Source organism: Vibrio sp. 378 (assembly GCF_033339435.1).
Genome location: NZ_JAWOUO010000001.1, coordinates 650,644 through 671,207, shown reverse-complemented (window position 1 = coordinate 671,207; position 20,564 = coordinate 650,644). Strand labels below are relative to the sequence as shown.

The window sequence follows — 20,564 nt, the reverse complement described above, 5'->3', positions numbered from 1 at the left end:
AGGCGTCTATTTGAAAATGCGCGGATCAAACGCGAAATCGAGCTTTTCGGCTTTCTTGATGATCTCTTTCATTTTGGGATGATTTGGATTCACCACGTAGTTTTTATCACGAGGTGAAATCGTTGAAGGCACTTGCAGCGCGGCAAACTCTGGATGAGGATCATTGAGAAACTGATCGCCAATGTACTGCGTAGACTCGCTCGCCGGTATTGCTCGCCACGTCACAGGGAGATCTTCTTCATCTAAGGTGGCGATGAGGTATTCTGGCATTTCAATACGATATAAATCGTAAAGTTTGGTGATAGCAGGATCGTTGTTTACGTGAACAAACACTTCCAACGAGCAAAGGGATTCCGATTCAGAGAAGTAGAGGGCTTCGGTTCCTTTTGAGTTCCATCGCCCTCCAAATAACTTTGCGCCAACGGGGCTGAATGGCGTGTCAGCAAATTTCTTTTGTGTGAGACGATAGAGCTTCATATTACGAGAATACCCCGTGCTCTAAACGGCCGATCAAATCTTTTACGATTTCAAAATCCACCGTGGTCGAGACCATATCAAGTGGACGTTTTCCACCTAAGCCATACACATTCTCTCTCATCCATTTTAACGCGCGCTCTTCGTCGTCAAACAGTTCTGTCGCGAGTTTCAATAACATCGCTAATCGATAGATTGCATCACTTTCTTGCGTATTGAAGCGTTCATCGTTTTTTAGACGACGCTTGACCGTGCTGACAGGTATCAATGTGACGTTTTGAAACTCACTCTGAGAAAGCTTCACACGCTCAACAATATTGCGATACACCTTTGGCTCAAAGCCTTTGTGAACCGCATCAGTGCGACCTGTTTCAGCGTCTTCAATACCCAACATAAACCAGAAATTGGCTTTATGAGGTTGTTTCGGTTTGAAGCTTTTTAATGCTGCAGTTGCCATATCAAGCTCCTATGGTTCATATGGTCCAGTTATTATGGTTCAAATGAGCTTAATTTTCAATCAAAGTAACAATCAAAGTAAAAAGATAGGTAAAGAAAAAGGCGAGCTTTTCGCCCGCCTCTCTTACTTATTCATCAACTTTGTTTACGCATCTATCGATGAACATCGTTTCACTTATTGCAAGTCAAAACGATCCGCGTTCATGACTTTCGTCCATGCGGCGATGAAGTCATGGATGAATTTTTCCTGATTATCATCTTGCGCATACACTTCCGCATACGAACGCAGGATCGAGTTTGAACCAAAGACAAGATCCACACGGGTTGCCGTCCACTTCACAGCGTCGGTTTTACGATCACGGATTTCATATTGATTAGCACTCACTGGTTTCCACGTATATGCCATGTCAGTAAGGTTCACGAAGAAATCATTCGACAAAGTGCCGACTCGGTCAGTAAATACGCCCTCTTTTCCACCGCCGTAGTTACTGCCTAGAACGCGCATACCACCAATAAGTACCGTCATTTCTGGCGCCGTTAATCCCATAAGCTGAGCACGATCTAATAAAAGCTCTTCTGGCTTAACCGCGTAGTCTTTCTTCAACCAATTTCGGAAACCGTCAGCAACAGGCTCAAGTACTTCGAATGATTCAACATCCGTCATCTCTTGGGTGGCATCACCTCGGCCTGGCGTGAATGGCACAGATACATCATGACCTGCGGCACGCGCAGCCAGTTCAATACCTACGTTACCAGCAAGCACGATAGCATCTGCAACACTACAGCCCTCTTCTGCTGCTATTTTTTCTAACACCGCAAGAACACGTCTTAGACGTTCAGGTTCGTTCCCTTGCCAATCTTTTTGCGGAGCCAAGCGAATTCTCGCGCCATTTGCACCGCCTCGGCGGTCAGAGCCACGGTAAGTACGCGCACTATCCCACGCCGTACTTACTAACTCACTAATGGATAGGCCACTTGCTTCGATTTTTGTTTTTACTAAATCAACATCGTAGTCTGTCTTACCTGCGGGCGTTGGGTCTTGCCAAATAAGATCTTCGCTTGGCACATCAGGGCCGAAATAACATGATTTTGGTCCTAGATCGCGGTGTGTCAACTTAAACCAGGCACGAGCAAAAACGTCATCAAAGTACGCAGGGTCATTTTGGAACTTTTCTGCAATCTTACGATATTCAGGGTCCATTTTGAGCGCCATATCGGCGTCGGTCATGATTGGATTGTAGCGCTTAGAACCGTCTTCAACATCGACAGGCTTGTCTTGTTCTTCAATGTCGATTGGCTCCCATTGCCATGCGCCAGCTGGGCTCTTTTTCAGTTCCCAGTCATACTTAAATAGTAGGTGGAAGTATCCGTAGTCCCATTGTGTAGGGTGCGTTGTCCAAGCACCTTCAATGCCACTCGTTACCGTGTCATGGCCAATACCACGTGTTTTGTGGTTAATCCAGCCAAGACCTTGCTCATGAACGTCTGCTGCTTCGGGCTCTGGGCCAAGGTTTGCGGCATCACCATTACCATGACACTTACCCACCGTGTGACCACCAGCTGTGAGCGCGACGGTTTCTTCATCGTTCATTGCCATTCGCGCAAAGGTCACTCGCATGTCATGTGCTGTTTTGAGAGGATCTGGGTTACCGTCTACCCCTTCAGGGTTCACATAGATAAGACCCATCATTACCGCAGCAAGCGGGTTTTCTAAATCTCGCTCACCAGAGTAGCGGCTGTTATCAGCGTCACTTGTGGCTAACCATTCTTGCTCAGAGCCCCAGTAAGTGTCTTTTTCTGGGTGCCAAATGTCCTCTCGTCCAAACGCAAAGCCAAAGGTCTTAAAACCCATGGATTCGTACGCCATGTTACCGGCAAGGACAATCAGGTCTGCCCAACTTAGTTTGTTGCCATATTTTTTCTTGATTGGCCATAAAAGGCGTCGAGCCTTATCGAGGTTGGCGTTATCTGGCCAAGAGTTGAGAGGAGCAAAGCGTTGGTTGCCTGTAGCAGCACCGCCACGGCCATCCGCAATACGATAACTGCCCGCTGCATGCCATGCCATTCGGATCATTAAACCACCGTAGTGTCCCCAGTCGGCAGGCCACCAGTCTTGGCTATCAGTCATTAAATCTTTTAAATCTTTTTTAAGTGCTTCGACATCTAGCTTTTTCAGTTCTTCTTTGTAATTAAAGTCCTGACCAAATGGGTTGGTTTTGGAGTCGTGTTGATGCAGGATGTCTAAGTTCAAGGCATTCGGCCACCAATCCATCACCGACTTATCTGTAGATGTTTGCCCACCATGCATAACTGGACATTTACCTACCGAACCGCCGTTTGCTTTGCTCATATAATGCTCCTTCGTGTCGTGGTTGTGGTAACCACTCTTTGTTATTCAATAAATCGAATATCCACCTCAAACAGCGTAGTCCATACACTGTTTTTTTAGTTAACGCCAAGTCAAAATTTCAAACATTTCAGCGAATAAATAATTGTTATCAAACATGTACCTATATGTAGAAAATATGGATAGAGATCAGTTTAAGTCCATACCTGAATACTTAATCCCAGACAGCCTCGCCATGTTGTGATCCCAGGTCGCTAAATCATGATGACTAAATTCATTCAGAGCGTGATGACCACACGCCCTCGCCATGACTTGCATGAGCTCGACCGAGGATTCGAAGAAATTTTTCAGTTGCTGGGATGACTTTTCGACGTCGAGACGCTGCCTCAAATCGGCATTTTGTGTCGCAATGCCTGCCGGGCAATTATTGGTGTTGCAGATGCGAGCCGCGACACAACCGATCGATTGCATCGCACTGTTTGCTATCGCTACTCCGTCTGCTCCAAGTGCCAACGCTTTGACAAAATCCGTAGGAACTCGCAACCCACCGGTGATGATTAATGTGACACGGTCACTTACGCCTTTTTCATCTAAGTACTTACGTGCACGAGCTAACGCAGGGATGGTGGGTACACTAATATGATCACGGAACATAGTTGGCGCCGCACCCGTGCCACCACCGCGACCATCTAAGATGATATAATCAGCCCCAGCATCAAGCGCAAACTGAATGTCTTGCTCAATATGGTTGGCACTGAGTTTAAATCCAATTGGAATACCGCCTGTGATGCCACGAACTCTGTCAGCAAACTTTCTGAAATCGTGAGTAGTGTGAAGATCTTTGAACGTTGGTGGTGATATCGCTGGTTGTCCCTCGGGGATGCCTCTCACCTGAGAGATCTTACCTACATTTTTATTTGCAGGCAGATGACCACCCGTGCCCGTTTTTGCTCCTTGCCCGCCTTTGAAGTGAAACGCCTGAACATTAAGAAGCTTAGATTCGTCGTAGCCAAATTGAGCACTAGCAAGCTCATAGAAATACCGTGAATTGGCGGCTTGCTCTTCCGGTAACATGCCACCCTCACCAGAGCAAATCCCAGTCCCTGCCAACTCTGCACCTTTTGCTAGTGCAATTTTCGCCTCTTCAGAAAGTGCGCCAAAACTCATGTCCGACACCAACAAAGGAATGGCGAGTCTGAGCGGCTTACGCGCGTTTGGTCCCACAATCAACTCGGTAGACACAGGAACGTCTTCCAACAACGGTTGTGTCGCCATTTGCGCCACCATGATTTGTATAGCATCCCAATGTGGTAGCAAATGCCTAGGAACCCCCATTGCAGCCATCGGACCATGATGACCGAGTTTAGAGAGTCCTTCTCTCGCTAATTGGTGGATAAACTCGAGGGTTGGTTCTTCTTGAGTAGCAGACGCTGTTGGTTTGTCTCTTTTCTCTCGCTTTTGTTCCGGTCCCTCTTTACCGACTTGCTCTGCGGTAAATCGCTTGTGTGTACCATCACAAAAAGGAGCATTGGCGGTATGCTTACATTGGCAGAGATAGGCATCTTCGTCTTTTTCCGCACTAAAGCTCATTGGCTTTAAGCCGGTTCCCGAATGAGACCCATCGCAGTAAGGTTGATTTTTAGAACGCCCACATCGGCAGAAGTAATATTCTTGCCCAGCTTTCAACTCTACTTTGATCGGCTTGTTATCAGCGATGATTGGCTTGCTCATGTTGCCCCCTATTTATTATTGTTAACCATGCTTTCTCGCTGGCTTGCAATAAGCGTAGAACAGGAGCGTAAAGAGCGTCAGTGTCGCCGAGTAAAATGCGCGATTGTCGCCCGACTAACCTATACTTTTTATGGGTCTCATACACGTGGAGGCTATATGACGATTGCAACCCGATTAGATGAATATTTGACTGAGCATAACATTCACTTTCAAACCGTGAATCACAGCCACAGCCATAGCTCGCTACAAAGTGGTGTTGCAGCAGGTGTGCCTTTAATGAATATCGCAAAAGGTGTGATTCTAGAGGATCATGAAGGGCGTCATATGATGGCGGTCTTACCTGCCAACAACAAAATCAGTTTGTCGCGATTAAACGACGAATTTAATGCCACCTTCCACTTGGTGAAAGAGCGTATGGTTTACCGACTCTTCACCGATTGTGAACACGGCGCTATTCCACCGATTGGTAGCCCTTACCACATGTCGACAGTTTGCGATGAAAGACTAGCAAACTTGGAACATGTCTACCTTGAAGCTGGCGATCATGAAACTCTGATTAAGCTGGACCGAAAGGCGTTTAAAGAACTGATGAACGACTGTAGATATCTAAGATTCAGCAGTGAAGTTCTGCATTAAACTTGCCAAGATCTCTCGACACTTCCTGAACAAGGCTCTTTCAACAAGAGCCTTTCTTTGTTTTGTTGGTAGCACGCGATGGAAGTTTCTCGGACTTTGGTGCCCAGCGTTTCAGAGCATATAGAAACAAAAAACCGCCTATTCGGGCGGTTTTTTATCAATCAAATCATAATTATTATCGAACAAAGATCTTTTGGATCGCTTTTATCGCCATAGCCCTACGGCGCATTAATACGCTCGTTCTTGGCAACCATTTCGGTGTGTGAAGAATGGTTTTCGCATGGCTAAAAGTTCTGAATCCTTCCTCTCCGTGATAATGCCCAATACCCGATTCACCAACGCCACCAAAAGGCGCATCTTCAGCGCCAACATGTAAAACCGTATCATTAACGCCGACGCCACCACTGTGGGTGTTGCGTACAATATGTTTGATGGTCGATTTGTCGTCCGACATAACATACAGCGCAAGTGGTCTTTGGTGCTGATTAATGTAGTCAATCGCTTCATCAACGGCATTGTAGGGCTTAACAGGTAGAAATGGCCCGAAGATCTCCTCTTGCATGATTCGCATATTCGGCGACACATCCGTGACCAAATGAGGATACAGAAGTCGTTCCTCTTGGGGCGACGCTTCAACAGTGTGAAGGTTAGCACCTTGCGCTTTTGCATCCTCAAGTAGCGCAGTCAAACGATCATATTGTCGTTGGTTGACAATATGGGTCAGCTTTTGATTCTTGTTGGATTTTAAATAGAGCTTTTCAAAACGTTTTAAGAATAGCGAAATGAACTCTTCGACACGTTCTTGCGGTACAAACGCGTAGTCAGGCGCGACACAAATCTGGCCTGCATTAATGCATTTACCAAACAAGATAGCATCAACGGCTTTCTTCATGTCTGCATCTTTTGCAATGATCACCGGGGACTTTCCACCCAACTCTAACGTCACCGGGGTAAGGTTTTCCGCTGCCGCTTTTGCCACTGCGCGGCCAACACTCGTAGAACCCGTGAACAAAAGGTGATCGAATGGCAGTTGGCTGAATGCTTGTGCGACGTCTGCTTCACCCTCAAAAACTTCGACATACTCAGACAACCCACGGCAAATATCGACGATGACTTTATTAGTTTTTGGCGTAAATTCGCTGAGCTTCATCATCACGCGGTTGCCAGCAGCCAATGCTGTCACTAAAGGCGCAAGGCTCAAAATCACAGGAAAGTTCCAAGGTGAAATGATCCCGACGACACCTAACGGTTGATACTGAACGGTGACTTTAGAAGGTGCGAGCAATAAGCCGGATTCGCGCTTGCTGGGTTTGCACCATTTTTTTAGTCGTTTGAGGGTATAATTAATATGCGAGACCGTTGGCAAAACGTCGGTCATAGCGGTATCAAATTCTGAGCGATAGCCAAAATCGTCACTTAACGCTTCAACCAGCGCTTGTTTGTTCTCAAGCAGCGATTTTTTTAACAAAACGAGGCGCTGTTTACGTTCATCCAAACTAGGATAAGGCTCGGCTGCATATGCCGCTTTTAAGCGTTCGAGGCTTTGCTGTAACAAGTTATCTACTTCAACCTCTGTGATTGCGTTCATGATGCTTCTCCTAGCCTAGTTTCTGCCAATGACGCCCCAAGTTAACACGAGCGCAACAATGTTACTATTGTAGCGCTCGTGAAGTTAGAGTTCGAACTCTGATTAAAATATTTCTGGGGTGGATACTACATCAAACGTAGTTCATAAATGCCTAGTCGTTGAGAGCGGTCAAGCATATCGAACTCATGATCAACGTATTCTTTTAATGTGGCGCCTGCACGCTCAGCAATATTGATGCTAGCGATGTTATCTTCCATACAATGGAACTGAATGAATTGTGCGTGCCCTTTCTGCTTCAAAAAAGGGATCAATACTGCGAGCACTTGATCAATCACACGATGACCTCGCCCATTGTTGGCAAGCCAGTAGCCAATTTCAGTAACACGCGTATGTGAATCCACACCTTTAATGCCAATAACACCCGTAAGCTGCTCATCAAAATAAATTGCACACCAGTGGGAATCCAGCGCGTTACTGTTCACTCGCTGGGAAATGTAGTTAACGGCCTCTCTATGATTCGTGACAGAATCCGTCCAAGGTAGATAGCCCTCAAGGCTCTCTCGGTGAGTGTTCACAACCTCTAGTAAAGCGGACGCGTGTTTCGTGTTGAGGGGCTCAATTGAGACCCTTTGCGAGACGGAAAAACGCTTCTGTAAGTGATTTCCTTGATACGTCTCTTGGCATGTGACTTCATCCATAGATGTTATTCCTTTTTATTGTGAACGCTCAGCGCAAATCCTAACGCTTCATTTTATGAGAACAAACCTCTCTATAAAAACTAATCAAAGCCGTTGCCGTTCATTTAGCCCTTTTGATCGATCAGTGTAAATGGCGTTAGTGATGCCACATCTACATAATGTTTCCATACATGTTCATAGAGGTGATGCTGATTGGCAAACGGAGCCAGCTGCTTAGCTTCTTCAAGCGTACACCAGCGATACTCTGTATGCTCATCGTTAAGAACAACTGATTGGTTAGGCGGACAAAATAGCACAAAACATGGGATAACCATGATACGGTTATTTTTTGCTTCGTAGAACTGCTCTAGAAAGTCTGCTGTATGTAACTCAACTTGGTCAATTAGTGTCTCTTCTTTTAACTCTCTTAAAATGGTTTGCCACCCGGCTTCACCCGCTTCGATACCACCTGCAACATGGCACCAATAGCCACCTTTTACGCGTTTGAGTAACAGCATTTTTTCTATGCCATCAATTTTTGAAATGACAACGCCTGAAACATGCGTTGCTTTTATCGGGATCATGTAAGCTCCTTAAATATCGAGTTTTTATTGTTACGCTGAAGAGAGGCAGATTAATTGCTACGTATTCTACTGTTTATTCATCTTGTCGACAGAAGTGTTTGAGTTGAGAGGATTTAATCGCTAACTAAGTATGCTAAAGTGAGATCTGTCGCAACAAATGAGCAGTAAAATGTCCAATTCATTCAACACTATGATTCCCATCGGTGTGCGCTTTATGGTGCTTTCCGCGTTCGGCTTTGCTCTGATGTCGGCTACAGTAAAGCACGTCGGCAACTACGGTATCCCCGTTTTTGAAATCGTTGCAGCAAGAGCGCTCGTTTCACTTATCATTAGTTATTTCGATGTAAAGCGAAAACGAATTTCTGTATGGGGCAATAATAAGCCATTACTATTTGCACGCGGTGCTGTGGGTACGATGGCTCTGATGTGTGTATATTATTCAGTGACCACCTTACCTTTGGCAGAAGCGACGATATTCCAGTATATTCATCCGGTATTTACTGCACTACTCGCCGTATTTTTCTTGAAAGAGCGCATCCAGCCGTCAACTTTCCTTTGTATTGCGTTGTGCTTACTCGGCATCTATATCATGGTAAGCCCAGAAACTGGGCAAGGCTCAGATAGCGCTTTACCAATGTTTAGCGTCATGATTGCGATCTTAGGCGCATTTGGTAGCTCAATTGCCTACGTCATTGTCAGAAAACTGAGTCAGACAGAAGACAGCTCAGTGATCATTTTCTATTTCCCGTTGGTTGCTCTCCCCGCTTCACTCTTACTGATTGGCGACGATTTTATAATGCCCGATCTATATCTGACTTTCATGTTGGTTCTAGTTGGTGTCTTTACCCAAATTGGACAATTGGGGTTAACCAAAGCGATGCAAACTCAACAAGCGGGTAAAGCCTCCGCTTATTCGTATATCCAGATCGTATTTTCTGTGTTGTTGGGCATCATTTTCTTTGGCGAGGTTCCGATCATTTGGACGTACGTCGGTGGCGGTCTGATTGTTACAGGCGCATTAATTAATGCGTTTGGTCATCACTTACGGTTACCTTTTATTAAGCGCAACGCTTGATATACCTCGCCAGAACCGTAAACACGACATTTAGAAAAACAGCCAGAGTGACTCTGGCTGTTTTGTGTTTAGCCTAACGTTAAGCTGATATTTTTAACCCTGCGATACCAGCGACAATCATTAGCAAGCTTAAGGCTTTGATAAGTGTTGCTGGCTCATTGAACAGATAAATACTCACGACTGCCGTGCCTATTGCGCCAATCCCTACCCATACGCCATAAGCAATGCCTAAAGGCAAGGTTCTTAACGCAATGCCAAGCAACCAAAAGCTCAATAACATAAAGACAATAGTGAATGCCGAAGCGCCGAATTTGGTAAAGCCTTGTGAATATTTAAGACCGACAGCCCATGCGATTTCACACAGGCCCGCAATGAAGAGAATTCCCCAAGCCATGTCACATTTCCCAACGAGATGGGGTCGTCCCCGAGAAAAGATAGAGCGGTGAGGTCGTCCTCACTTCTGATTGACTGCTTATTATATACAGAAATTTAAACATAAAAAATAAAACACGGCGATAAGCATACAACTCAAACATCTCATGCACGCTTAAATTCTACGCTTTTCTTTTTAACGGTGGCGGGCTCTCTATGTTCGCATCAATAACGACACCGTTTTTTAACAATTTACATATAACCTTATGGTGTTGAAAGTGTTGCATTTATTGCACAAATCACACAAAAACTAATTGAACATGTAAATATGAAAACGTTTGTGTGACTAATATCGCTTAAAACAATGACTGATGACTTTAATATTCAGCCGAATTAATTATAAGGTATGACGTACCCATGAAAGCAATCAAAACCTCTATCGCTGTCCTTGTTGGCGCCGCTCTACTATCTGGATGTAATGACGACACTGAATACGTCAATGTTCAGCCTAAAGAAGTAAAAATAGCGACTTACAACCTCTCTTTTGACCGCGCTACCTTCGAAACTTTGGTAGGTGAAATGCAAATTGAACCAACGCAGCAAACTGCGTTGGTCACCTCTTATTTAGACGGTTCAATCGCAGCCGAAGACAAAACCACTGCGGAAAAAGTCATTCAAATTCGTAACGTTGCAGCAATCATTCAAAAGAATCGTCCTGATGTTCTTATGATGGCGGAATACAACAACGACGGAACAGGCGAAAACAAAGCAGCCATTGAAGGATTCCAGAAGAACTACCTGTCTGTCGCGCAAAGCATCAATGGCGCGGGCGGTGAAGCAAACCTTGAGCCTATTAAATACCCTTATGCTGAATCTTATTCAACTAATACAGGGTTGTTGAGTGAGTTTGATCTCGACAACAACGGAACCGCAGGTCAAATGCCAGGTGATGCATGGGGCTTTGGCATGTACCATGGTCAATATGCATTTGCCCTTATGTCTAAGTATAAAATTGACACGGCAAACACACGTACATTCCAAGCATTTAAATGGAAAGATATGGAAGGTGCGAAAATTCCAACCATTACTATCTGTGACGGTTCGCAAAAGATTCCAGACGGCATGAAGTGTGGTGATGAATGGTACTCAGCGGAAGAATGGGATCAAGTGCGTCTATCTTCGAAAAATCACGTCGACGCGCCAATCATCATTCCAACTCGCAATGGCGAGGAAGTTGTACACTTGTTGATGTCTCATCCTACTCCACCAGTATTCGACACCGGTAAAAACAAAGCGCAAAACGCAGCAGAAGTGGAGTTTTGGCATCATTACATTCAAGGCAAAGACTATTTTTACGACGATGCGGGTAAAACAGGTGGCTTAACGAACGGCGCTAAATTCGTAATGATGGGTGATCAAAACCTTGATCCAGTGTCTGGTGACGGTATTAGCTCTGTAATGCAGGAGCTGCACAACGATCCATTGGTTAACCAAACCGTGATGAATGGTGAGCTTTACCCAACAAGCTTTGGTGCAGCTGAACACGCTGTTGACCGCAGTTCAACTCACCCATATCCGAATCGCATCACTTCAACGTTTGGCTTAGGGGTAGACTATGCCTTGCCTTCAGCAAATTTGAATGTAATAGACTCTGGTGTGTACTGGTCAGCGTCTTATGAAGAAGGCCATAAACTATTTAACGATGCACGTATCGGTAAGTATGGTGATGGTAAGGATGTATCTTCCGACCATCGCATGATCTGGATTAAAGCACAGTTCTAGACCGCATAAAAAAAAAGCCAACCACAAGGAGTCGTGATTGGCTGTATATATTTGTGAACAAGATGGTTCACTAACAACGTCAGTTGGCTAGGTGACCCTCGGCTTAGAAAGGGTCACTCATACTAAAGCATGAGGCGTGCCAACTTTTCAGCGCACAAAAACAGGTTGTTATTTAATCACTTTCATTAAAACTTAACCAATAGCTACTGTTTGCTCACAGAATAAATTGCAATTTGCAAACTACCATTGGCATTTCGCAATAAACCTGATCTTTAGCTCTTGCTTTTATTGCTTCCTAGCTAAGTCGCGTGCAAGGATTAACGCAAGTCCGAATACTTGCAAGAAGAGTCCGATATTCTTGTACCAAGCGATCTTTTCATCCTGCTTTGCCATTACCTCATTGAGCTCTACATTCTCAATGTAGTAATTATCGATGCGGTCTCTATACGAAGCTTGTGCCTGATTTATCTTTGACATCAGTTGAGGAAGTTGATCAATTTTTATTTCATCCGACTCGTTGAGAACCCAAGAAGATAAATGCCCTGCTAATACCTCTTCTAGCTCTAAAGGTATCGCTACGCTCTGACTTATGTGCACATGCAGCAGTAAAGCTTCTCTTTTCCTTTCTAGGGTTTCCACACTGTTCCATGCGAGTTGGATGGAATACAAGTTTTTTGCTGTTTGCTCTGCGAGCTGCGATTGCTGTTTACCCAACTTATCAAGGACTAAGCTAGTAACGATGATCGCGCCAATATTCAGTACTAATCCAATCAGAACGAGTACCCAAGGTGGTGGAATGTAACGTCGCAGACTTACCATAACTTATCGTATGGCAGGTAAATCATATTTAACACAACCAATGAAAGTATCACCAGAAATGTCACCTGCATCCCTCTAATGCGCTTTTTCAAGTCTTTTTTCAATATGCCTTTAGCATGAATAACTCGACCAATTACAAAAATAATACCGGTGAGATGTATCCATGTTGGGTAAGCACTATTAAATTCTAAAAGTGCCATTAAAATCAGGGTGATGGGGATATATTCTGTCGCATTACTCTGGGCACTACGAGCAATTTGTAGAGCCTCTACCCCACCATCGGCATAAGCAATTTGATTTAAGCGACGTTGCTTAATTACTTGAACAGCCAACCAAATAATGAGTATTGCGAGAATGTTGGCATACAGAGCAGTGATCATATGTCGTCCTTCTTGATCTGGTTTTCACTTATATAAGCGTGTCACTTGGCTATAACTATAGCGGTATCATTATGATAATGCGTCAAATAATCTCAAGTTATGATTTCTATTCGGGCAAAAAACGAAAGCCAATGCTTCATGACATTAAAAATGCCCTCGAATGGAGGGCATAAGAATAAAGAAGCTAATATGTGAGAATATTGAAACCACTATAAGGGGTGTTTGACCAGCTTTTTGCGCCGATGCCCTTTGATAATACTTTCAAAAATTGTGAACAACAGCCCTACCCAAATAAATGAAAAGGTCACCGCTTTCACTTCGTCAAACAACTCGCCAAAAAACATAACTGCCAACACAAACTGCAAGCTTGGCTCGATGTATTGCATTAGACCAACGGTTGATAAATTAGTTATACGTATTGCGATAGAATAAAATACAAGTGGTAAAAGTGTGATAGGTGCACTGCCAAAATACAAAAGCAATGTTGTGGTATCTGTGCCCGAAGCCAGTTCACCAGTTGCCCATTGTTTATAGAGCAAATATGCGAGTGCAACTGGAGTCAGTAACAACGCCTCAACAAACAAGGTTGTACTCCAGTCATAATTTATCTTCTTCTTGTAAAGCCCATACAAAGCAAAGAACAACCCCATCGTTAGTGCAATAACGGGCAGCTGACCATAGTGAATCACTTGATACATAACACCAATTGTTGCCAGCACTATTGCAATAAGTTTGCCTTTTGAGAGCCTATCCCCAAGAATAAATACGCCCAGCGCAACAGATACTAATGGTCCCATAAAGAAGCCTAAGCTGGCATCAATGACCCGATGATGGGTCAAAGCCCAAGTGAACGCACTCCAAGAAATACACATCAAACTGCTCGCCACAAACGTGTACCACAAGGACTTTTTATCAAGCCAGATTTCTCTCCAATTCAGCCCTCGACGGGTTATCCCAAGTACAATTAGAAACCCGACAGGTACAGACCCAATGATTCGCCATGCTAGCAACTCATCCATAGAAGCATTTGGTAAATAACGATAATAAATTGGTAGCAATCCCCAGATCACAAAGGAGAATGCTGCCATAAAAGTGCCATAACGAGTGTTATTCATAAAACTATCGCCCATCTAAACGACCAAATTTGGCGTAAGTAAACAAGTCCGCCATACATAAAAAGGAATGCAATCCCGCAGTGACTTTATGATGCAGATGGCATTATTGGCTCAACGCTTGTACGACGGCGGTAAAGCCACTCACAAAACACAACATAAGTGCCCCAAACCGAATCTTTTCTTTTGGTAACGACTGGGTAGTTTTCATTGCTAGCCAGTAACCAAGCGCCGCAGCAGGTAATAGAGGAATAGTAATGACCAAATGATGCAATGTGAAGAAGCCCACTGGGATTTGTACTATTAGTGAAATAATCGAACTGAAAACAAAAAAAGCCGATAAGTTGCCGCGTAACTGATTCGCTTCTTGATGCTGCAACAATAACGCCATCGGAGGGCCTCCAATCGCAGAACTGGTACCAAACAACCCAGAAAAGAAACCAGCACATGTCATACGCGAAGGCGTAGGCTCAACCCGAAACGGTAAAACACTCACCACGACTGCAAACAGCACCAACAAACCAATCCAAAGCGTGAGAGTTTGTGTAGATACAAAAAAGAGTAGCAAGCCACCAGCAATTGATCCCGGCACTCGCCCAATCAACGCCATCTTTAAGCCGCCGATTTCAACACTACTGCGGTGCTTCATCGCATTCATCAACGAAATAAATAACGCGACTAAACAGATTGGCGCAGGAACATATTCTGGCGCCCAAAGAATCAGTAAAGGTGCGGCAACAATAGCCAAGCCAAAACCGATTGCGGTCTGGACATAAGAGCCAAGAAATATCAAACCTATTGCAAGGAAGTTTATCGAATCGAATTCCATTTAGATTATTCTTATATTTGAAAAATAAACACAAAACCAAAGCACATTCGCATGACGAATACCTCAGGCACACTGCGATATGAATTCCGCGTAGCATTCATCAAAGTGAATAAAAAGACAATCCATTTGTGCGGTTCGCCCTCATTTGCATTTTGTATTTCATTCCGCTGATGTACATGTTTGCTTACATCGAAGAGGATTCATGCTCGCCTGTTCACGCAGCATTTCTTCAGCGGAATTAATGACCTCTTAAAATCTAGCAGAATTAGACCCGTGAATTCTCCATTGCATTTAATCGATTCAGTCAATTAGTGCGGCGTCGGTATAGCACTTTACAACTCACCTCTTTATACTACTGATCGATTTATCATTACCGTACTTATTTACACAATAAACAAGTGTACGGTCAGTGTTTTTCTACCTTTAACTTGCTGTGAAAATAATATGAAGAAACAAACGGGATTTACTCTAATAGAGTTGGTCGTAGTTATTGTCGTGCTCGGTATTCTTGCTGTCACTGCCGCGCCACGCTTTTTAAACCTTCAAAGTGATGCACGTGAAGCTCGTTTGGAAGGAATGAAAGGCGCTATTGCGTCAGCATTAGGCGTCGGTTATGGGAAAATGGCGATTGCGGGATTGGAAAGCAAGCCTTACGTTTCAAACTTCGTAGACAGTGCTTTAATGGCAGATTTACCATTTGACGGCTGTAATATTGGTGGTTCAAAGCGCTGTGTTTTTTTATATGGATATCCTGATTCTGATAGCGAATCGATGAAGTTACTCGTGCAAGGACTGAACGAAGAAGACTCGGATTGGAAAACATTTCATCACCCGGCTGGTTCAACAACTCGCGAAATGGTCATTGCTGCAGCCGACGAAAAAAGAGCTAGCCTTACACAATGCGGAATTTTATATGGGCCACCGCAGACTCCAAACGAGAGTTACACCTTAGATATTCTTCCCTGCCCTCAATAAAAATAAGGCTGCCAATCGGCAGCCTTATTTGTTTCATCTGATCGGTTTTTTACGCAAAGTTAAACACGTATTTATCCATCATATTCACCATGCGGCCAATCTCTGGCTTGGTAATCGTATCATTTGCGCCAAGAGATAGTGCTTTCGCTCGGTTATCCTCACTCATCAATGACGAGAACATAATGATCGGCATTTCATGAAACGCTTCGGTATCGCGTAGTCTCTTCACTAAGTGCATACCATCCATTCGAGGCATTTCTACGTCCGTAACCACCGCATCTAATAGCTCTTTAACTGGCAAGTTTTCTTCTTTCGCAACCTCGATCAAGCTCATCAACTTCTCATGCGCCTCACCACCGTCTTTACATGTGATCACATTGTAGCCTGAAGAAGCTAATGTATCTTGGATCAAAGAGCGAATAAATGCTGAGTCATCCACCACCATGATCGTTTTAGCATTACGCTTACCGACCATTCTCTGGTTGAGATCCACCGACTTGTCCCCTTTCACATCGTATTTTTCCATACTCAGTTCTGGGTTGATGTCTGCGATGATTTTTTCAAAGTCGAGAATCATGATCAGGTTGCCTTCTTTACGGACAACGGCTACTACACAATCTTGTTCGCCCGCTTCCAAAAACTGACTTGGTGATTCCACATCATTCCAAGAGATACGATGAATACGCGAAATGCTGTCAATTAAGAAGCCATTGGTCATTTTGTTGAAATCCGTAACGATTACAAACTTGCGCTCCAGATCTTGTCGTGTTGGCACACCTAACCAACCAGCTAAATCCACTAAAGGCGTCAGTACATCTCTGGATGAGAACACACCAATCATATGAGGTTGTGCGTTTGGATAATCGGTTGTTTCTGGCACGCGAATCACTTCTCGTACTTTCGCAACGTTAATGCCGTAATAACAAGTTTTTGTGCTGCCATCTGGCAATGTTTTTTCTAAATGAAACTCGATGATTTCAAGCTCATTGGTACCACTTTCTGTCAAAATGGTGCTGGTTACGTTACTCATAAAGCCAATTATCCAACCAAAAATACGCATCAGAAAAAGTTTGATGCAAACGCCATGAGAAGCCATTCTCTGGCTAAAAATCCAAAAGTCCTTTTTAGTCGTTACAACAAAATTTGTAAACCATCAAAAGGACGGCTAACGCACATTTCCATACCAAACCATGTAAAATTGTCTCATTTTTGAACACGACATTATGAGTGACCAAAGTGCGAATTAACACCTCCACTTTTAGCGGCAGAGTCAATGAAAAGTTTAGAAATAATTTGAAGTGATGTTCAGCGTCAATAGCCAAACCTATCTAACAGATATCAGTACAAAGTTGGCTACCGTGCTCATGCCTGGTGTAGAACAAGCTCTCTTCAAGTGGCTTGGTATAAAACTGCGCTTGCTAACACGGGTTTAAATCGAAGCGCTAGAAACATCACAAGAAAATCTGAAGGCATAGAACACTTTCAGTTTGTTAGTTTTCTGTCAGCGTAAGTTTTAAGCAATCATCCTATCACTAGGTATTTCAATACCTGACATCGCTATTCCCATAATCAAGACACTGATTTTCACTTTTGGAAAGAGTCATTTTCCTTCCTCTTAGCAAGGTTTTTCCTACAATCCTATTCATCCAATTGCGCTGTCGCCTGACAGCACACTAGTTGATGTATTAGGTGAGGTTCACTTTGAATAATGTTCTTATTATCGACGCTCAACCATTGTATAGCGAAGCACTTGCTTCTCTAGTTGAATCCGTAATCAACGCAGCTGAAGTGATTCAAACCACTGACAGTGCGGAAGTGATGGATCTTGTCCGAGGCCAAAAGATTGATTTGATTATTCTAGACGTAGTGCTTGGCGACCGCGATGGTATGCGTTTAGCCAAAAACATTTTAGCGACGGGATATCGTGGCCGACTGTTATTTGTTTCTTCACGCGACTACTCGAGTCTTTCTAAAGCAGCGTACGAAATGGGCGCAAACGGCTTCTTAAGCAAACATGAAACAAGAGAGACCATTATCGACGCAATTGTGAGTGTTTCACGCGGTTACTCAATGTTTAAGTCGACTCACACACCATCGTCGGGTAACGTAACACTTTCAAATCGCGAAGCCATGGTGTTCCATTATCTTGTACAAGGCTACTCAAATAAGAAGATTTCTGAACAACTTTCACTCAGCGCTAAAACAATCAGCACCTACAAAACGCGTATTCTGAAAAAGTACCATGCGGACACGTTGATTGAACTTCTGCATACTATTCCTCAGTCAGAAAACATTGAGTTTTGCCGCTAAGCGCTCATGTATTTTGCAATAGCACCGATTAACAACTGGTGCATTGCATCATGTCTTAAGCTTTGCTTCACCTGTACAACCACTTTTGGCCAGCCATCTGGGTAAAAATGCTCTGGCACTCTTATAAATTTATATCCATCAATTGGCGCCTGATATTCAAGTAACACGGTTGCGGCGCTTTTTTGCTTAATTAGCTTCAATACGCTGCTTACGTTGTCTAGAGCCGCAATACGGTTGATGACCATACCGTGGCTTTCCATTGCACGCTTAACGAGCTGCTCTTTCTCTTTCCAACCGATAATCTCTAACATGATAAAGGGAAGTTTGGCCGCTTCTTCCAGGGTGGTAATTCCCAGCTCTTCAGGGACAACTACCACAGCAGGCGCATAGCCGATGAACTTCTGATAAACAGATTTCGGAACATCCTCGTTGAAGTAATGTAACTGCGCATCCACTTTGCCTAGGATTATCTCTTCTATCGTATACTCTGTAATCGTTGCTATCGAAATGTGCGCCTTGGGAAACAGCGCCATTAAATCCATTGCAAGTAAATGCCCAAATGAGTATTGAGCGGTTTGCGGTAAACAAATGGTGATGTCTTTTTCGTAATTTTCCGGTTCAAACTCATCTCTAATTAGACAAGTTTCAAGCTTCTCGAGTGCACCGGAAATTTTAGGTAATTGACGTTTTAAATAGTCCGTTGGTTCCATGTGATGAGGATGCCGAATAAACAATTCATCGTTTAGCTGGAGTCGCAATCGGGCAAGGTATTTGCTAATTGACGCTTCACTCTTCCCCATCGCTTTAGCAACGGGTTTGAGCTGACGGTGCTTATCCAGTAAGACAAGTATTTTAAGTAAGTTTAAGTCGAGATCTTTGTTCACGTGCGACACCAGATGTAAGGTCGAGAATAAATAGAGCAATCACTATTTGTTGACTGCTCTAATATAAAAGACCACTCATTCTGTTTGGTCAAATTAATCAAACAGTTATGTCATGGTTATGTTCCGTAGCTTAACATTGAGTCAATACTAGCGCTGCTTAATGGGACTTTTGTCTGTGTTTTTTCATCTCATAGAGATCTTCATCTGCACGTACAATAACGTCCTGAAGCGTTTCGTGTAATTCATTCGCCGCGATACCAGTACTCACACTAACTTCGATATCCAAGGTCTTTAGTCGGTTATCTTTAACGACACTACGAAGCTTCTTCGCCAATATTGAAGATTGACTGATACTGCAACCCGGCAGAATCGCAACAAACTCATCACCACCAGTTCGAACTAGATAATCACTATTTCGAAACACTTTAGACATAGCATCAGCAATAATTCCAATAACTTCGTCCCCTACATGGTGACCGTAATGGTCATTGATTCGCTTGATCCTATCGCCATCTATTGCAATGACGGAATATGGCGCGGTTTCCAAACGACGTTTGAACTCGCTATCTTGAAAAACTCTGCGGTTAAACAATCCCGTTAAATCATCTTTCGTCACGTTCGTCAGTGCTTTCGCGAGGCGAAGTTTGCTCTCTTTAGATTCATAAGCTTTGTTGTAATACGCTAAGGTTACGAAAAAGAAGATGATAAACAAGAACACGTAATCCAATACAATTTTACTGAATGGGTACATGTAAACGATAAGATTGTTGTTGTCTGCGACATATGATTGGGTGTACGCGAATGATGGAAAGGGGTAGCCAGCGAAATAAATCACCATTTGTTTGTTCCCATTCGCTATTTGAACATCCACCGCTTTCCCATCATTATAAAGCGGCGAGAGGTATAATTGTTCCGAGAACTCTCCCACTAACTCACCTTGAAAGTAAACCGGACTCATGATGCTTATCGCCATGTCATCGGAGTATGTCGTTTTAAATGGTAGGGAAAACAATACCCGGTCCGTTAGTTGCTCTTTCCACGCGGCTAACACACAAGAATAGTTACTTTTACACCAATCAACATCAAACGTGGCTTTCACTCCCTCTAGCGCTTCAATCGGTCTCTCTAAGATGAGTTTGTTTCCAGTATAAGAACGAAAATACATAACGGCATTTTGTCGATTGAACGCATTTGATAAATACGCTTCAGCCTGATGAAGCGATTTCCGTGCAACAGCTTCAACGTAATTAAGTTTTTCATAACGTGACAGGGAGTAAATCGCATCTTGAAAGCTCAGCTCTGTTTGCGCTTCTACTTCACTCACGCTCATGCCTTTGTATTGCTCGAGCTGCGCTTCCGTCAATAGCCCCATGAGAATTACTTTTTGTTTTATTTTGGCTAAATTATTCGCGTAAGTGTTGAACTGCTTTACTTCATAAGAAATTAACACCGCACCAATCATTGTGACAGAAGTGACGAATAGTAATGTTGCGATGAAAAGAGACAACGCGATACTTTTAAGTGTCATGATGC

20 protein-coding genes are annotated in these 20,564 nt (G+C 43.7%); 5 read left to right on the top strand and 15 right to left on the bottom strand.

All coding sequences use genetic code 11. From position 1 onward, the window contains the following. Positions 1–6 precede the first annotated feature (6 nt). From R7Q48_RS02855 to R7Q48_RS02840, 4 genes are all read right to left on the bottom strand, one after another. On the bottom strand, positions 7–477 hold the full coding sequence (locus R7Q48_RS02855) for an RES family NAD+ phosphorylase (RefSeq protein WP_005376497.1): 471 nt from the start codon (positions 475–477) through the stop codon (positions 7–9). Position 478: 1 nt separating this feature from the next. Then, on the bottom strand, positions 479–931 hold the full coding sequence (locus R7Q48_RS02850; RefSeq protein ID WP_005376498.1) for an antitoxin Xre/MbcA/ParS toxin-binding domain-containing protein: 453 nt from the start codon (positions 929–931) through the stop codon (positions 479–481). Between the two features lie 174 nt (positions 932–1,105). Further along, positions 1,106–3,280 (bottom strand): catalase/peroxidase HPI, encoded by a 2,175-nt coding sequence (gene katG, locus R7Q48_RS02845; protein ID WP_256902720.1) that lies wholly within the window; start codon positions 3,278–3,280, stop codon positions 1,106–1,108. Positions 3,281–3,466: 186 nt separating this feature from the next. Further along, on the bottom strand, positions 3,467–5,008 hold the full coding sequence (locus R7Q48_RS02840) for a glutamate synthase-related protein (protein WP_206958811.1): 1,542 nt from the start codon (positions 5,006–5,008) through the stop codon (positions 3,467–3,469). A gap of 156 nt (positions 5,009–5,164) precedes the next feature. On the opposite strand from R7Q48_RS02840, the gene R7Q48_RS02835 reads away from it, so the two are divergent. Further along, positions 5,165–5,644, top strand: coding sequence for an aminoacyl-tRNA deacylase (locus tag R7Q48_RS02835; RefSeq protein ID WP_005376501.1), 480 nt, complete (start codon positions 5,165–5,167; stop codon positions 5,642–5,644). A gap of 175 nt (positions 5,645–5,819) precedes the next feature. Here R7Q48_RS02835 and R7Q48_RS02830 read toward each other — a convergent pair whose 3' ends face one another. The 3 genes from R7Q48_RS02830 to R7Q48_RS02820 form a co-directional block, all read right to left on the bottom strand. After that, the gene (locus R7Q48_RS02830; protein WP_017820990.1) at positions 5,820–7,232 is read right to left on the bottom strand and encodes a coniferyl aldehyde dehydrogenase; all 1,413 of its coding nucleotides are present in this window, start codon (positions 7,230–7,232) and stop codon (positions 5,820–5,822) included. Positions 7,233–7,357: 125 nt separating this feature from the next. Then, a complete protein-coding gene (locus R7Q48_RS02825; RefSeq protein WP_047101443.1) occupies positions 7,358–7,930 on the bottom strand; it encodes a GNAT family N-acetyltransferase in 573 nt (190 codons plus the stop codon). A 104-nt stretch (positions 7,931–8,034) separates the two neighbouring features. Further along, entirely contained in the window at positions 8,035–8,493 is a 459-nt protein-coding gene (locus tag R7Q48_RS02820) for an NUDIX hydrolase (RefSeq protein WP_033906500.1), read from the bottom strand. A gap of 169 nt (positions 8,494–8,662) precedes the next feature. On the opposite strand from R7Q48_RS02820, the gene R7Q48_RS02815 reads away from it, so the two are divergent. Beyond that, positions 8,663–9,568, top strand: a complete 906-nt coding sequence (locus tag R7Q48_RS02815) for a DMT family transporter (RefSeq protein WP_171342914.1) — start codon at positions 8,663–8,665, stop codon at positions 9,566–9,568. 79 nt (positions 9,569–9,647) lie between these two features. Here R7Q48_RS02815 and R7Q48_RS02810 read toward each other — a convergent pair whose 3' ends face one another. After that, positions 9,648–9,962, bottom strand: a complete 315-nt coding sequence (locus R7Q48_RS02810; protein WP_005376506.1) for a DMT family transporter — start codon at positions 9,960–9,962, stop codon at positions 9,648–9,650. A 395-nt stretch (positions 9,963–10,357) separates the two neighbouring features. On the opposite strand from R7Q48_RS02810, the gene R7Q48_RS02805 reads away from it, so the two are divergent. After that, positions 10,358–11,722: an endonuclease/exonuclease/phosphatase family protein gene (locus tag R7Q48_RS02805; RefSeq protein WP_171342913.1), complete on the top strand. Its 1,365-nt coding sequence runs from the start codon at positions 10,358–10,360 to the stop codon at positions 11,720–11,722. Positions 11,723–12,007: 285 nt separating this feature from the next. On the opposite strand, the gene R7Q48_RS02800 is transcribed toward R7Q48_RS02805, so the two are convergent. The 4 genes from R7Q48_RS02800 to R7Q48_RS02785 form a co-directional block, all read right to left on the bottom strand. Continuing rightward, positions 12,008–12,541: a hypothetical protein gene (locus tag R7Q48_RS02800; protein WP_054574616.1), complete on the bottom strand. Its 534-nt coding sequence runs from the start codon at positions 12,539–12,541 to the stop codon at positions 12,008–12,010. After that, on the bottom strand, positions 12,535–12,921 hold the full coding sequence (locus tag R7Q48_RS02795; RefSeq protein WP_005376510.1) for an MAPEG family protein: 387 nt from the start codon (positions 12,919–12,921) through the stop codon (positions 12,535–12,537). Before R7Q48_RS02795 ends, R7Q48_RS02800 begins: the two co-directional genes overlap by 7 nt. Before the next feature lie 209 nt (positions 12,922–13,130). Continuing rightward, complete coding sequence (rarD, locus tag R7Q48_RS02790; protein ID WP_256902813.1) at positions 13,131–14,036, bottom strand: EamA family transporter RarD; 906 nt, start codon at positions 14,034–14,036, stop codon at positions 13,131–13,133. A gap of 103 nt (positions 14,037–14,139) precedes the next feature. Then, on the bottom strand, positions 14,140–14,862 hold the full coding sequence (locus R7Q48_RS02785; protein WP_042520743.1) for a sulfite exporter TauE/SafE family protein: 723 nt from the start codon (positions 14,860–14,862) through the stop codon (positions 14,140–14,142). Positions 14,863–15,306: 444 nt separating this feature from the next. Here R7Q48_RS02785 and R7Q48_RS02780 point away from each other — a divergent pair, with 444 nt between their 5' ends. Further along, complete coding sequence (locus tag R7Q48_RS02780; protein WP_005376513.1) at positions 15,307–15,837, top strand: prepilin-type N-terminal cleavage/methylation domain-containing protein; 531 nt, start codon at positions 15,307–15,309, stop codon at positions 15,835–15,837. Positions 15,838–15,886: 49 nt separating this feature from the next. Here R7Q48_RS02780 and R7Q48_RS02775 read toward each other — a convergent pair whose 3' ends face one another. Beyond that, on the bottom strand, positions 15,887–16,867 hold the full coding sequence (locus tag R7Q48_RS02775; RefSeq protein WP_025998672.1) for a chemotaxis protein: 981 nt from the start codon (positions 16,865–16,867) through the stop codon (positions 15,887–15,889). Between the two features lie 671 nt (positions 16,868–17,538). Here R7Q48_RS02775 and R7Q48_RS02770 point away from each other — a divergent pair. After that, complete coding sequence (locus R7Q48_RS02770) at positions 17,539–18,147, top strand: response regulator transcription factor (RefSeq protein ID WP_017821556.1); 609 nt, start codon at positions 17,539–17,541, stop codon at positions 18,145–18,147. On the opposite strand, the gene R7Q48_RS02765 is transcribed toward R7Q48_RS02770, so the two are convergent. Then, the gene (locus tag R7Q48_RS02765) at positions 18,144–19,031 is read right to left on the bottom strand and encodes a LysR family transcriptional regulator (RefSeq protein WP_256902721.1); all 888 of its coding nucleotides are present in this window, start codon (positions 19,029–19,031) and stop codon (positions 18,144–18,146) included. The two genes, R7Q48_RS02770 and R7Q48_RS02765, sit on opposite strands and share 4 nt — an antisense overlap. 157 nt (positions 19,032–19,188) lie before the next feature. Then, positions 19,189–20,559: a GGDEF domain-containing protein gene (locus R7Q48_RS02760; protein ID WP_017635346.1), complete on the bottom strand. Its 1,371-nt coding sequence runs from the start codon at positions 20,557–20,559 to the stop codon at positions 19,189–19,191. Between the last annotated feature and the right edge of the window lie 5 nt (positions 20,560–20,564).